The sequence below is a fragment of the Actinocorallia longicatena genome, from assembly GCF_039534125.1.
In the GTDB taxonomy this organism is placed as follows: Bacteria; Actinomycetota; Actinomycetes; order Streptosporangiales; family Streptosporangiaceae; genus Actinocorallia; species Actinocorallia longicatena.
On record NZ_BAAAUV010000005.1, the window covers coordinates 169,056 to 182,767 of the forward strand.

The window sequence follows — 13,712 nt, forward strand, 5'->3', positions numbered from 1 at the left end:
GCGCGACGGAACGTCGAGAACCCCGCGCGGCGAAAGCCCCGCCCGTCCGGTCTGACCCCGCGGGTGTCCGCGCGGACGGTCCGGGCATGCCGAAGGCATGATCGCACGCATCTGGCGCGGGACCGTGCGCCTCGAGAACGCCGAGGCTTATGCCGCCTACATCGACGGGACCGGAATCGCGGAGTACCGCCGGACGCCCGGAAACCGGCTGGCTCTCATGCTCCGCCGCGACCACGGCGACCGCACCGAGTTCATCACCTTCACCCTCTGGGACTCGTGGGAGTCCATCAGGGCCTTCGCCGGCCCCGACCCCGAGAAGGCCGTCTACTACCCGAAGGACGACGCCTACCTCCTCGACCGCGCCGAGACCGTCGAGCACTACGAGGTCACCTCCGCGTCGGGGCTCCCCGTCCTCTGACCCGTCAGGGTGCCGGACGGAGCGCGCGGGCGAGCGTGCGCGCGGTGCGGGCCACGATCCTTTCGCCGGGGTCGGCACCGGCGCGCTGCTCCGTGACCGGCGAGGCGGACCGCCCTTCGCCTCCGGACCGCCCGCACAGGCCGACAGCGCGAACAGGCAGGCTCCCGCCGCGAAGAGGATTCTCGACGGCGCCGACGGTCCCCCTCTTCGATCACGCGACGGGCGCGTCGTGGTCCGCCGGGGAGGTATGCCGGGACAACTCCTCGCACTCCGGCGAGTCCGCCCTCAGATCCATCCGCTCCACGCTGGAGCCGGCGCCCAGGGGAACGCTCAGAGCGTACCGAACACATCGATCGAGCCCGGGATCACGAGGATCGACCCGGTAGTAGGCGGTGATCAGCAACCGCCCCGCCGTCCGTGTCGCCGTCCAGTGCGGATCAAGCGAGGTCGCGGCCTCCCCGGCGGTGACGGCACCATCGGCCGCGGCCCGCCTGAGCCTCCCCGGCGCCTCCTCGACCAGCCGCAGATTGTTCTCGACATCCGCCTTCCGAACCCGATCGGCGCCCCGCGGCAGCTCGACGTTCCACCACCACCCGACGGCCCCGACGACGAGCGACCCGAGCAGGACGACGAGGAGAACCACCCGCCCGAAACCGCGCGCCGCCCTTCCCAGGCTGCTCTCCATCGCCTGACCTCCCGCAGTGACGGACATTCCAGCCTATTTCGGAATGGCGGATGCCGGAAACCCGGTGGCGCACCGAGCTCCGGCTTCTCGAACGGATCTCCGGAGGCACCTGCATCCCGGTCATCCACGGCGACGCTCACCGCTGAGCCGGGACGGCCGCATCAGCGCGGGCGGGCCCGCCGCGCGCAGGACGTGAAGCGGGGTCAGCGGCGGCGTCGGGGGGCGGGGCGCCGGGGCTTCTTCGGGGGGTCGGCGGGGCGGCCTCGGGAGCTGTTGGGGGTGCGGCCGCGGATGATGCCGATGAGTTCTTCGATGAGGTCGGTGGTGGGGGGGTCGGGCCAGGTCAGGGCTATCTGGGACTGGGGGGCGTCCGTCACGGGGCGGTAGGTGAGGTCCTTGCGGTGGTGGAGGCGGGCCAGGGATTGGGGGAGGAGGAGGACTCCGGCTTCCGAGGCGACCAGGTCGAGGGCCTCGGGGGTGGTCTCCGGGCGGGTGAAGGCGGGGGTGCCGGGGCGGGTGGTCCAGGGCAGGACGTCGTCGAGGGGGGCGAAGACGTCCTCGTCGTCGAGGTCGGCGAGGCTCAGCTCGTCGACCGCGGCCACCGCGTGGTCCTTCGGCACCATCACCACGGTGGTCTCCACGTAGAGCGGGATCACGTGGAGGGCCTCGCGGTCGACGGGCAGGCGGGTCAGAGCGGCCTCGGCACCGCCCTCGCGCAGCAGGGGGACGGCCTCGGCGGCCGGGACCTGGATCAGCCTGAGCGGCACCTCGCGCACGCGCTCGGCCCAGACGCCGGCCCACTTGGCGGGCGTCACGCCCGGGGCGTAGGCCAGCCGGAACTCACCGTCGGTCACCGTCCCAGCCTAGCGGTGTCCGGAGGGCCCCTTCGCGCTGGCTACCCTTGATGTCCATGAGCACGTCCAAGGCGAAGACTCCGCAGACCATGAAGCCCGCCACCGCGGCCAAGAAGCTGGACATCCTGCTGTCGGCGGCGCCGGCGCAGTTCCAGGAGGGTGTCGTCTCGCGGGAGGAGCTGAACGCGCTCCAGGCCGATCCGCCCGCCTGGCTGACCGATCTGCGCCGTGAGGGCCCCCACCCCCGGCAGGTCGCCGCCGCCAGGCTCCGGATCTCGATCTCGGGGCTGGCCCGCGGAGGGATCACCGGCCCGCTCACCACCGCCGAGATCGAGGCCCTCCGGACCGAGAACCCGGAGTGGCTCCAGAAGGAGCAGGCCGTCCAGGCCGAGGTCCGCAAGGAGGCCCACCGCCTCAAGGAACAGCGCACCGCCCCGTGAACCGCGGGTAAGGACTGCATCGCTCGGCGGATGGGGGCGTTGGGGGCGCCGAAGGCGGTGTAGGTGCCGGTGCGCTGGACGGCTTCGAAGAACAGGGTGGTGCCCAGGGTGCGGGTGTAGAGGTGGAAGAACGCGCCGGTGGGGGTGTGGTCGTAGAGGATGCCGTGGTCGCGCATGCGGGTGAGGACCGGTGCGGGGAGGTCGGTGCGGGCGGCCAGGTCCTCGTAGTAGTTGGCGGGGATGGGCAGGAGGGGGACTCCGGCGGCGCGGAAGCGGGCGGCGAGGGCGAAGATGTCAGGGCAGGTGAAGGCGATGTGCTGGAGGCCTCGCGGCTCGTGGTCGCCCCGGAAGACCGGGACGTTGAGGACCAGGCGGAAGCCGCCCGAGGTCAGGGCCCTGCTGCGCAGGAGGCCGTGGGGCTCGGGGATCTCCTCGACCGGCTGGAGGGCCAGGCCCAGGACCGAGCGGTAGAACAGCAGGCTCTCCTCGAACAGGTCCACGTCGGGGGAGAGGGCGACGTGGTCGACGCTGTCGATGCCCGCCTCCTCCGGCGGCGCGTCGGAGGCCGGGTGGATGTCGAAGTCGGTGAGCCAGTTCTCCGGGCCCTCGCTGCGGCAGAAGTACAGGACGGTGCCGTCGGGGGCGTCGACGGCGGGCAGGCGGAGTTCGCCGGCGTTGAGGGCGCGGGCGGTGCGGGGGGCCATCAGTGCCTGGGCCCGCGCGGCCGAGCGGGCGGCCTGGACGTCCTCGACGCCGATGACCGACACGGTCACCTTGTCGCGTTCCCTGCGGTGCGCGGGCGGGACGGCGCGGGTGAGGACGACCCGGGCCCGTCCCTGCTGCCAGATCTGGACGGGTTTGGTGCGGTGGCTCCCGCGATAGGTGAAGCCCATCCGGCCGAGCAGGTCGCGGGCGGACAGCTCGGTGAAGGCGTCCACGGTCAGCTCGACGAAGGCGAACTCCTCCGGTTCGGAGACGGCCGGGAGCGCCGTCAGCGTGGGGCGCCCGGGGACCTCCCGGCCCACCGCGTCGCCGAGCGCGATCAGTGAGCGCATCGCGTCGACGGCCGTGTGCTCCGGGTCGGCCTGCCGGAAGACGTCGTTGAAGACCTCCAGGGACAGCGGGCCGTCGTACCCGGTCCTGAGGACGGCCGCGGTGAACTCGCGCAGCGCCAGCACGCCCTGACCGGGGAAGCAGCGGTAGTGGCGGCTGAAGAACAGCGGGTCCATCTGGACGCCGGGCGCGTCGGCGAGCTGGAGGTAGAAGATCTTCTCGCCGGGGATCAGGGCGATGCCGGCGGGATCGTCCCGCCGGGTCAGGATGTGGAAACTGTCCAGGCACACGCCGAGCGACGGATGGCCGGCCATCTCCACGATCCGCCAGGAGTGCCGGTAGTCCGCCACGTGCCGGCCCCAGGCCAGGGCCTCGTAGGCGATCCGCACCCCGTGCTCGCTCGCGAGATCGGCGAGCCGGTGGAGCTGCTCGGCGGCGAGAGCGTCGTCGTCGATCGTGGGGCCGGAGACGTTCGAGCAGACCAGGAGGGTCGTGGCGCCGAGCCGCTCCATCACGCCGAACTTCTGCGCGGCCCGGCGCATCACCCGCTCGAAGTGCTTTTCCGGCAGCGCCTCGGCGTCCCGGAACGGCTGGTAGAGGTCGATGGACAGGCCGAGGTCGCGGGCCTGGTCCCGGATCGCCTCCGGTCCGAGCGGGCAGGTGAGCAGGTCGTTGTCGAACAGCTCGATCCCGTCGAAACCCGCGGCGGCGACGGCCGTCAGCTTCTCGACCAGGGTGCCGCTGAGCGAGACGGTGGCGATGGACCTGCGCACGAATGCCTCCAAAGGTACTAACTGGTTCGTACATTAGAGGCCCGCGGAAGCCGCCGTCTAGACGACCGGACGCCCCACGCCCGTCAGGTAGGCGACGACCATCTCGCCGATCATCGTCCGGTAGTGGGCGCGGCGATCGGCCCCGGCGAGATCGCGGTCGAACAGCGTCTGGAACGTGTGCCGGTTGGCGACGCTGAACACGCAGAACGAGCTGATCATCATATGGACGTCGATGGCGTCGACGTCGGTGGTGAAGCTCCCGTCGGCCTTGCCCGCGGTGAGGATCCTCGTGATCAGGTCGATGGCGGGGGCGCCGAGGTTCGCCAGGACCTCGGACGTGCGCAGGTGCTGGGCCTCGTGGACGTTCTCGATGCTGACCAGCCGGATGAAGTCCTGGTGGTCGAGGTGGTGGTCGTAGGTGAGCTCGGCCAGCCGCCGGATGGCGTCGAGGGGCGCGAGGTGGTCCACGTCGATCGCGGCCTCGGCCTTCCTGACCTCGGTGTAGGCGCGTTCCAGGACGGCCACGAACAGCTGCTCCTTGCCGCCGAAGTAGTAGTAGATCATCCGCTTGGTGGTGCGGGTGAGGGCGGCGATCTCGTCGACCCTCGCTCCGTCGTAGCCGAGGCGGGCGAACTCCCTGGCCGCCACGTCGAGGATCTCGGTCCTGGTGCGCTCGGGGTCCCTCTGCCGTTCCGGTGCGGACGCGGGTCGTGCGGCGGTCATGAGACTCCCCGTGTGGCCGTTGCGGTTCAGCGGCACAGTGTAGTCCGGGGCGTTCAGGGGCTGAGGCGGGCGGGCAGGACGGCGCGGGGGATCGGCCCCTTGTTGCGCGTGCCCTGCCCGGTCTCCTCCCAGGCGTGGGCGAGGATGCCGACACTGCGGCTGAGTACGAACAGCCCCCGGGCCAGCGGGGCGGGGAATCCGAGCTCGGCATAGATGATCGCTGTGGCGCCGTCGATGTTCATGGGGACCGGGCTGCTGCGGGCGGCGTCCAGGTGGGCCTCGACCGCGAGCCCGGCGCGCAGATGGCGTCCGGCGACCACGCCGTCGGCCGCGGCGCGCTCGGCGAGGGCCATCAGCGGATCCCGGCGGGGGTCGCGCGGGTGGAACCGGTGCCCGAACCCGGGCACGTACCGGGGGCCCTCGGCGACGGCGCGCGCCGCGGCCTCCGCGAGCGGCGCTCCCTCGTCCTCGAGCAGCAGGACCCGGTCGAGCAGCTCGACGCACTGCTGCCCGGCGCCGCCGTGGGCGTCGCCGAGCACGTTGACGCCGCTCGCGATCGCGCTGTTGAGCCCCACCCCGCAGGTGGCGGCCATCCGCGCGATCGCGATCGAGGGGGCCTGGGGGCCGTGGTCGACCCCGGCGACGAGCGCGGCCTCCAGCAGGGCCGCCCGCGCCGGTTCCGGCAGCTCTCCGCGGATCATCAGCCAGATCATCGACGCGAGGCCGGTGGTCCCGATCAGCTCCTGGACCGGACGGCCCCGCAGCTCGACGACGCCCGGTTCCATGTGCGAGACGTCGGTGGCCCACCACCGCGCGACGGCGCCCGTCGGATCGATCGTCATGACGCCGCCTTCCACAGCGGCTTGCCGGTGTGCTCGCCGAGCAGCGGCGGGGGAGCGCCGGGCCGCAGCGGGAGACCGTCGTGTAGGACCCCGCCGCCGCTGACCCGCAGGGTCCCGGGGCGATCGCCGGGGAAGGGCAGCTCGGTGAGGAATCCCCGGTGGGCGAGCTGCTCCAGCTCGAGGGCCTGCGGAACGGTGACGATCCGGGCCGAGGGCACCCCGGCCGCCGTCAGCTCGACCTCCCACTCCAGCGCGGTTTTCGCGGCGAGCGCCAGGTTGATCTCGGCGTTGAGGGCGTCCCGATGCAGCTTGCGGTCCTCCCGCTCGCGGAAGCGGGGGTCGGTGGCGAGGCCGGGCCGTCCGATGAGGCCGCAGAGCGCGGTGAACTGCTCCTGGCGGTTGGCGGCGATGTTCAGCGGGCCGTCCGCGGCGTGGAAGGTGCCCGAGGGGGCGGCGGTGGCGTTCTGGTCGCCCATCGGGACGGGCTCCACGCCGCTGACGAGGTAGTTCGAGACGGTCCAGCCCATGGCGGAGATCGCGGCTTCCAGCATGGAGACGTCCAGGAAGGTCCCCTCGCCGGTGCGCTCCCGTCCGGCCAGCGCCGCCGCGATGTGCAGGGCCGCGGTCATGCCGCCGACGGTGTCGCAGACGGGGAAGCCGACCCTCAGGGGCACGGTGTCCGGGGTCCCGGTCACCGCCATCATGCCCGACAGGCCCTGGATGATCTGGTCGTAGGCCGGAGCCCGGCTCATCGGGCCGGACTGCCCGAACCCGGAGATCGCGCAGTAGACCAGCCGGGGGTTCAGCCCGCGCAGCCGGTCCCAGCCGAAACCGAGCCTGGCCAGCACCCCGGCCCGGAAGTTCTCCAGCAGGACGTCGGCCCGGCACACGAGGTCCTCGAACTCCGCGCGGCCCTCCGGCGACTTCAGATCGATCTCGACGGACTTCTTGCCGGCGTTCTGCGCCAGGAAGGACGCGCCGAGACCGTCCCGGTTGAGGCCGGCGTCGGGGCCGAGCCGACGGGCGAGGTCCCCCTGGCCGGGCACCTCGACCTTGACGACCTCCGCGCCCAGGAGCATCAGCTGGTAACTGCAGTAGGGCCCGGCGAGCACGTTCGTCAGGTCGAGCACTCTGACACCGCTGAGCGGGGGCATCGCTTCTCCTCTTCGTCCGACTTGCCGAGGGGTACCGGGACGTCCGCTAGCCGGTGCTGAGCGGGTGGTCGAAGCCGCGCTCGGAGATCTGCCGGCCCACGTCCCCGAGGTCGGCGGCGAACCTGGCGACGGCCTCGTCCCCGAAGCGGACGGTGGGTCCGCTGAGCGAGAGCGCCGCGACGACCGCGCCGGAGCGCCCGATGACGGGCACCGCGACGGCGGACAGGCCCTCCTCGCGTTCGCCGTGGCTGACCGCCCAGCCGTCGTGCGCGGCCTCGCCGATCCACTCCCGCAGCCGCTTGACGTGGCCCTCACCGTAGGGGGAGGTCCTGGCGATCCTGGTCAGGAGCGCCTCGGAGGCGTCGCGGAGCAGGACCTTGGAGGAGGCTCCCGACCACAGCGGCAGCTCGTCGCCCACATGGACGACGTGCCGCAGCGGCTGCGGGCTCTCCTGCTGGGCCACGCAGACGCGGAAGACGTCGCGCCGCATGTAGAGGTTGACGGTCTCGCGCTGCCGGGAGCCGAGGTCGCGCATCTGCCGGCGGGTCTCGGGGGGAAGCTCCCAGCTGCTGCGCGCCAGATGGGTCCAGCGCCACAGGCCCGGGCCCGCCATGTACCCGCTCCGGGTCCCCCACAGCAGGCCGTTCTGCTCCAGGGTCTGCACCAGCCGGATCACGGTGGTCTTCGCCAGCCCGGTCGCCTCGGTGACGTCCCGGATCGACACCACGGGACGGTCCTCGGTCAGCAGCGTGAGGATGTCCAGCGCCCGCTGGACGCTGCGCACGCCGCCGTCGTTCTCAGTGCTCACCGACCGTACGTTACACAAGGTCCGCACAGCGGGCCAGCAGATCCGCTGAGCGGTCCGTACGGGCCGATGCCAAACCGTTGCCGGAGGGCCCTTCCCTCCCGCCGAAGAGGAAACTAGAACTAACTCACCAGTTCGTACATTATGGGTTCAGGGTCTCAGACGGCCTCGACGGTGTGGTCCTGCGGTGCTGGGAGGGTTGATGCTCGAGAAGATCCTGGGAATGTCCGCCGCGGCGGAAAGGGTGGAGGCGGCCGCGCTGGTGGCCGGAGCGTGGGTCGGCTCGGGTCCGCAGAACGAACGGATCGGACCGTTTTCGGCCCGGGTCGTCTCGTCCGCGCCCCGGGCGACGGCGGGGGACGTCGTGGCCGTCCGCGCCTTCGCCCGGGAGAACGCCGCCGGCGTCGCCCGCATGTCCCCCGCATCGAGGGCGGACGTGCTGGAGCGGGCGGCCGTCGCGGTCGCCCGGCACCGCGACGACCTCGCCCGGCTGCTCGCCCTGGAGCTGGGCAAGCCGGTCAAGGACGGCCGGGGAGAGCTCGACCGGGTGGCCGACACCTTCGCCGTGTGCGCCGCGGAGGCCCGGCGGATCGGCGGGGAGAACCTGCCCGTCGCCGGATGGGCCAGGGGAGCGGGGACCACCGCGCTGACCTTCCGGGCGCCGGTCGGCGTCGCGCTGGTCATCACCCCGTTCAACGCGCCCGCCAACCTGCTCGCCCACAAGCTCGGCGCGTCGTTCGCGGCGGGCAACACCACGATCGTCAAGGCGCCGCCGCAGGCGCCCGCGATCTCGACCGCCCTGGTCGCGCTGCTGGTCGAAGCGGGCATGCCCCTCGGCGCGGTGCAGCTGCTGCACGGTGGCGGAGAGGTCGGGGCCGCGCTGTGCGGCGCGCCCGAGGTGGCGGTGATCAGCTTCACCGGAAGCCCGGAGACCGGCGCGGCGGTGGCCCGGGCGGCCGGCGCCAAGCGGCTGGTCCTGGAGCTGGGCGGCAACGCCGCCACGATCGTCTGCGAGGACGCCGACCTCGAGGCCGCCGCCGAGGTGTGCGCCCGCACCGGATACAGCAACTCGGGGCAGAGCTGCGTCTCGGTGCAGCGGGTCTACGTCCAGGAGACGCGGTTCGAGGAGTTCCTCGCGCTCTTCCGCGACCGGGTGGCCGCCCTCAGGGTGGGGGATCCGCTGGATCCCGCGACCGACGTCGGCGCCATGGTCGACGAGAACGCCGCGGAGAGGGTCGTCGACTGGAGCGCCAAGGCCGCCGCGGACGGGGCACGGATCCTGATCGGCGGCACCCGGGAGGGCGCCACCGCGGCGCCCACGATCGTCGCCGACCCCGATCCGGCGGCCCTGGTCGTCACCGAGGAGGTCTTCGGCGCGCTGGTGGCGGTGCTGCCCTACCGCGGCTTCGCCGAGGTGATCGAGACCTGCAACTCCGGCCGCTACGGGCTCCAGGCGGGCCTGTTCACCCGGGACCTGGAAAGGATCATCACCGCCTGGCGGGACCTCCAGGTCGGCGGCGTGATCGTCAACGGGTCGTCGAACTTCCGGCTCGACCACATCCCCTTCGGGGGTGTCAAGGACTCCGGATTCGGACGCGAGTCGCCGCGCTGCATGATCGGGGACTTCACGCACGTCAAGACCCTCATGCTGCGCGGCACCTCGATCTGGGGCGAGAACTGATGCGGGCGGTCACCCTGCGCGCCCCCGGGCGGATCGAGGTCGACGAGAACTGGCCGGAACCGCTGCTGCGGCCCTCGGAAGTGCTCGTCGACGTCCGCGGGGTCGGGCTGTGCGGATCGGACGCCTCGGTCGTGGCCGGGCACCGGGCCGTGCCCGAACTCCCGTGGGTGCTCGGCCACGAGGCCTACGGGGTGATCAGCCGGGTCGGCTCGGCCGTCGCCGACCGGCACGAGGGCCAGACCGTGGTCATCGAGCCGAACTATCCCTGCTTCGCCTGCGACGCCTGCTCCGCAGGGGCGACCTCCGGCTGCCCGAACCGGCGGATCGTCGGGATCTCCGAACCGGGGATGCTGGCCGAACGGGTCGCGGTGCCCGCCGGGTTCGCCTGGCCGGTGCCGTCGGGCTGGGCGGCCGAGGACATCGTCTGCGTCGAGCCGCTGAGCGTCGCCTTCAACGCCGTCGGCCTCGCCGGGATCCGGCCGGGCGGCCGGTGCCTGGTGCTCGGCGCCGGATCGCAGGGCCAGTTCGTCTGCCTCGCCGCACGGCAGGCCGGGGCGGACGTCCATGTCATCGACCCGCACCCGGGACGGCTCGCGCTGGCCCTCGACCTCGGCGCCCGTCCCGACGACGGCGGCGACCACCCCGTCATCATCGAGACCTCCGGCGCGGTGAGCGCCTTCGAGCAGGCCGTCGACCGCGCCTCCCACGGCGGGATCATCGTCGTCGTGGGGCAGAGCAGGACCCCCGCGACGGTCTCGACCTTCCGCATCGTGCAGCGCCGCCTCACCATCCGCGGTTGCCTCATCTACGACCATCCGCAGGGCTTCGCCCGCACCATCGCCGCGATGACGGGCTCCGGCCTGCGCCCCGGCCGCGTCCTGCGGGCCAGGTACGGCCTCGAGGACGCCTCCCGCGCCTTCGCCGAGTCCGCCGGCAACCCCGGCAAGACCTGGATCAGCCTCGAGGAGAAGCCCGCATGACCCCATCGCATCCCACCGCCGCCGAACTGCTGGTCTCGCAGCTGGAGTCCTACGGCGTCGAGTACGTCTTCGGCACCTGCGGCCACACCAACATCGCCCTCCTGGACGCTCTCGGACGCAGCCCGGTCGAGTTCGTCATCGCCCGGCACGAGCAGGCCGCCGCGCACGCCGCTGACGGCTACGCCCGTGCTTCGGGCCGGCCCGGCGTGGTCCTCCTGCACGTCGGCCCCGGCATGATGAACGCCGTCACCGGCGTCGCCACCGCGGCGCTCGACTCGGTGCCGCTGATCGCGATCTCCGGCGACGTGCCGTCCTACTACTACGGGCGCCACCCGCACCAGGAGGTCAACCTCCACGCCGATGCCGACCAGACGGCCATCTACCGGCCGTTCGTGAAGCGCGCCTGGCACGTCCACCGGGCGGAGGACCTGGCCCGGTTCACCGAGCGCGCCTTCTGGACGGCGACGTCGGGACGGCCCGGCGCGGTCCTGATCAATGTGCCGATGGACCTGTTCTCCCGCCGGATCCCGGCCGTGGAGTTCCCGCTGCCCGCCGTCACCGCCGCACCCGCCCTGCCCCGCGAGACCGCCGAGCGCATCGCCGCCCGGCTGGCGGGAGCCGAACGCCCCCTGCTCTATGTCGGCGGTGGCCTGCGGGGACGCGCCTCCGCGCTGCTGGCGATCGCCGAGCACCTGGACATTCCCATCGTCCACTCGCTGATGGCCAAGGGCACCGTCCCCGACGCCCACCCGCTGCTGCTCGGCATGCCGGGCTTCTGGGGCCTGAAGACCACCAACGACCGCACCCGCACCGCCGACGTCGTCCTGGCCCTGGCCACCCGGTTCGCCGAGACCGACGCCAGCTCCTGGGACCCGGCCCACACCTGGGACTTCGCCCATACGGCGCTGCTGCAGATCGACCTCGACGCCGCCGAGATCGGCCGCAACCACCCCGTCGAGATCGGCGCCGTCGCCGACGTCGGCCTCGCGCTGGAGGCCGTCGCCGAGGCCGTCGCCGCCCATCCGGTGGTGGACCGGCCGGAGCTGCGCGAGGAGATCGGCTCCGCGCGGGCCGAGCTGTTCGCCGGCTCCCGCGAACGCGGCACCAGCGACCGGTTCCCGCTGCGACCGGAGCGGATCCTGGCCGACCTGCGTGCGGCGCTGCCCGCCGACGCCGTCCTCGTCACCGACGTCGGCTGGAACAAGAACGGCGTCGCCCAGTGCTACGAGCTGCCGGAGGAGGGCCGCTTCATCACCCCCGGCGGGGCCTCGACGATGGGGTTCGGCCCGGCCGCGGCCGTCGGCGTCCAGATCGCGCAGCCGGACAGGACCGTCGTCGCGCTGGTCGGCGACGGCGGGATGAGCGCCCAGCTCCCGGCCGTCCCGATGGCCGTCGAACGCGGCGCTCCGGTGATCTTCGTGGTGATGAACAACCGCGCCCACGGGACCATCGCGGATCTGCAGACCGGTCACTACGGAGCCGGGTACGGCTGCGAGTTCACCACCCCCGGCGGGGAGCCCTACAGCCCCGACTTCGCCGCTTTCGGGCGGGCCTGCGGCGCCGACGGGCACACGATCGGCGCCCCCGGGGAACTCCTCCCGGCACTCGCCGCCGCGATCCGGAACCGACGGCCGGCGGTCCTGGACGTACCGATGGTCAACGAACCGGTGCCCACACCCGGGCACTGGAACATCAAGGACATCTACCAGGGTGTCTTTCCCGAGGAGAGGATCCCATGATCCACGTCATCGACCCGTTCGCCGTGGAGAGACCGCTGTGGCTCGGTCTCGACGACGAGGGTCACCGCCGCAAGGTCTACAAGGTCGTCGACGAGCGGCTGCGCGGTGCGGAGTTCCTGACCGGCGGTCTTACGATCTTCGAACCCGGCGAGGCGAGCTCGCTTCACGATCATCCGGAGTCGGAAGAGATCAACTTCATCGTGAAGGGGAGCGGGGAGGTGGTCACCGAGGAGGGCGAGCGCACGCCCTTCGGGCCGCACACCTTCATGTACATCCCCAAGGGCGTCAGGCACCAGCACGTGAACACGGGGCGCGAACCGCTCTGGCTGGTGTTCGTCTACGGCCCGCACGGCACCCTCCCGGCCACCTGATTTCCCCGTCCCCCTTTCACCACCACCCCCCCCTGAAGGTGATGCAATGCCCAGAATGTCCGCCGTCGCCGCCCTGCTGGCCACGGTCCTCACAGCCTCCGCCTGCGGTTCGCCCGGCGGGTCCGACGAGAAGAAGGACCCCGGCACGGGCCCCATCAAGATCGCCGTCGTCAACGCGCAGAGCGGCCAGCTCAGCTCGCTGGGCGCCTGGGAGTACAAGGGCGCCAAGCTCGCCGCGGACGAGTGGAACAAGAACGGCGGGATCAACGGCCGCCAGATCAAGCTGGACGTCTTCGACGACCAGGGCGACCCCACCGTCGGCACGAACCTCGCCCGCAAGATCGACAGTGAGGGCTACATCGCGATGATCGGGACGGCGGAGAGCGCCGTCACCCTCGCGATGGCGCCCAGCCTCAAGGACGCCGAGATCCCGAACATCACCTCGGGCCAGTCGCCCGCGATGCCCGCCCTGGGCACCGGATTCCTCTTCCTCAACGGCCCGACCAGCACCACCTACGACGAGACGCTCGCCAAGCACATCGTCGACGACAAGGGCATCAAGAAGATCGCGGTGATCACCAACAACGGGTCCTACGGCAAGGGCGAGCACACCGCCTTCCTCGAGGCGCTGAAGAAGCGGAACGTCACCCCGGTCGCCGACCAGGTGGTGACGACCGACCAGAAGGACTTCTCGGCCGCGCTCACCGACATCCGCTCCAAGAAGCCCGAGCTGATCTTCCTCGGCGCCGAGGAGGTCGAGTCGGGCCTCATCGTGAAGCAGGCGCGGGACCTGGGCATCAAGGTGCCGTTCGCGGGGGCCGCCCCGCAGGGCACCCCGGTCTTCGCCGAGACCGCCGGCAAGGCGAACGTCGAGGGCACCATCGTCAGCACCCCCTATCTGAGCAACGAGGCCGGTGACGCGGCGAAGAAGTTCGCCGCCGCGTACAAGGCGGCCTACAACGAGGACGCCGAACTCCACGGCGCCAAGGCCTACGACGGCACCAACATCGTGCTCACCGCGCTGAAGACGTCCAACGTCGCCACCGGCAAGGACCTGGCCGACGCCATCCGCGCGACGAAGTACAAGGGCCTGCTCGGCGACTTCGCCTACGACCAGACCGGCGTCGGGATCTTCGCCACGCAGATCGGGGTCATCAAGGACGGCGCCCTGACGGCCGTCGGCTGACCAGCGTC

General features: G+C 72.0%; 13 protein-coding genes and 1 pseudogene. 7 read left to right on the forward strand and 7 right to left on the reverse strand.

Translation table 11 applies throughout. The features are described from left to right. The first annotated feature begins 97 nt into the window (after nucleotides 1-97). Entirely contained in the window at nucleotides 98-418 is a 321-nt protein-coding gene (locus ABD785_RS11625; protein ID WP_344826040.1) for an antibiotic biosynthesis monooxygenase family protein, read from the forward strand. A 211-nt stretch (nucleotides 419-629) separates the two neighbouring features. Here ABD785_RS11625 and ABD785_RS11630 read toward each other — a convergent pair whose 3' ends face one another. Both ABD785_RS11630 and ABD785_RS11635 read right to left on the reverse strand, forming a co-directional pair. Further along, nucleotides 630-1,103 (reverse strand): hypothetical protein, encoded by a 474-nt coding sequence (locus ABD785_RS11630; RefSeq protein WP_344826042.1) that lies wholly within the window; start codon nucleotides 1,101-1,103, stop codon nucleotides 630-632. 203 nt (nucleotides 1,104-1,306) lie between these two features. Further along, a complete protein-coding gene (locus tag ABD785_RS11635; protein WP_344826044.1) occupies nucleotides 1,307-1,957 on the reverse strand; it encodes a LysR substrate-binding domain-containing protein in 651 nt (216 codons plus the stop codon). Nucleotides 1,958-2,046: 89 nt separating this feature from the next. Between ABD785_RS11635 and ABD785_RS11640 the strand changes: the two genes are divergently transcribed. Then, entirely contained in the window at nucleotides 2,047-2,397 is a 351-nt protein-coding gene (locus ABD785_RS11640; RefSeq protein WP_344827086.1) for a DUF5997 family protein, read from the forward strand. 230 nt (nucleotides 2,398-2,627) lie between these two features. On the opposite strand, the pseudogene ABD785_RS11645 reads toward ABD785_RS11640, so the two are convergent. The 5 genes and pseudogenes from ABD785_RS11645 to ABD785_RS11665 form a co-directional block, all read right to left on the reverse strand. Continuing rightward, a pseudogene (locus ABD785_RS11645) lies at nucleotides 2,628-4,223 on the reverse strand (TIM barrel protein); the annotation flags it as partial. Between the two features lie 57 nt (nucleotides 4,224-4,280). Further along, nucleotides 4,281-4,946, reverse strand: coding sequence for a TetR family transcriptional regulator (locus tag ABD785_RS11650; protein ID WP_344826046.1), 666 nt, complete (start codon nucleotides 4,944-4,946; stop codon nucleotides 4,281-4,283). 53 nt (nucleotides 4,947-4,999) lie between these two features. Beyond that, nucleotides 5,000-5,788 carry a citryl-CoA lyase gene (locus ABD785_RS11655; protein ID WP_344826049.1) on the reverse strand — a complete coding sequence of 263 codons (789 nt, stop codon included), beginning with the start codon at nucleotides 5,786-5,788 and terminating at the stop codon, nucleotides 5,000-5,002. Then, nucleotides 5,785-6,942 (reverse strand): CaiB/BaiF CoA transferase family protein, encoded by a 1,158-nt coding sequence (locus ABD785_RS11660; protein WP_344826052.1) that lies wholly within the window; start codon nucleotides 6,940-6,942, stop codon nucleotides 5,785-5,787. Before ABD785_RS11660 ends, ABD785_RS11655 begins: the two co-directional genes overlap by 4 nt. Before the next feature lie 46 nt (nucleotides 6,943-6,988). Further along, nucleotides 6,989-7,750, reverse strand: coding sequence for an IclR family transcriptional regulator (locus ABD785_RS11665; RefSeq protein ID WP_344826055.1), 762 nt, complete (start codon nucleotides 7,748-7,750; stop codon nucleotides 6,989-6,991). Between the two features lie 199 nt (nucleotides 7,751-7,949). Here ABD785_RS11665 and ABD785_RS11670 point away from each other — a divergent pair, with 199 nt between their 5' ends. The 5 genes from ABD785_RS11670 to ABD785_RS11690 are packed head-to-tail and all read left to right on the forward strand — an operon-like array spanning nucleotide 7,950 to nucleotide 13,704. Further along, nucleotides 7,950-9,428, forward strand: coding sequence for an aldehyde dehydrogenase family protein (locus ABD785_RS11670; RefSeq protein WP_344826057.1), 1,479 nt, complete (start codon nucleotides 7,950-7,952; stop codon nucleotides 9,426-9,428). Beyond that, a complete protein-coding gene (locus tag ABD785_RS11675; RefSeq protein ID WP_344826060.1) occupies nucleotides 9,428-10,408 on the forward strand; it encodes a zinc-dependent alcohol dehydrogenase in 981 nt (326 codons plus the stop codon). The genes ABD785_RS11670 and ABD785_RS11675 overlap by 1 nt, the downstream gene beginning before the upstream one ends. After that, the gene (locus ABD785_RS11680; RefSeq protein ID WP_344826063.1) at nucleotides 10,405-12,147 is read left to right on the forward strand and encodes a thiamine pyrophosphate-binding protein; all 1,743 of its coding nucleotides are present in this window, start codon (nucleotides 10,405-10,407) and stop codon (nucleotides 12,145-12,147) included. Before ABD785_RS11675 ends, ABD785_RS11680 begins: the two co-directional genes overlap by 4 nt. Continuing rightward, nucleotides 12,144-12,518, forward strand: coding sequence for a cupin domain-containing protein (locus ABD785_RS11685; protein WP_344826066.1), 375 nt, complete (start codon nucleotides 12,144-12,146; stop codon nucleotides 12,516-12,518). The genes ABD785_RS11680 and ABD785_RS11685 overlap by 4 nt, the downstream gene beginning before the upstream one ends. Before the next feature lie 46 nt (nucleotides 12,519-12,564). Next, entirely contained in the window at nucleotides 12,565-13,704 is a 1,140-nt protein-coding gene (locus ABD785_RS11690) for an ABC transporter substrate-binding protein (protein ID WP_344826069.1), read from the forward strand. Nucleotides 13,705-13,712: the final 8 nt, after the last annotated feature.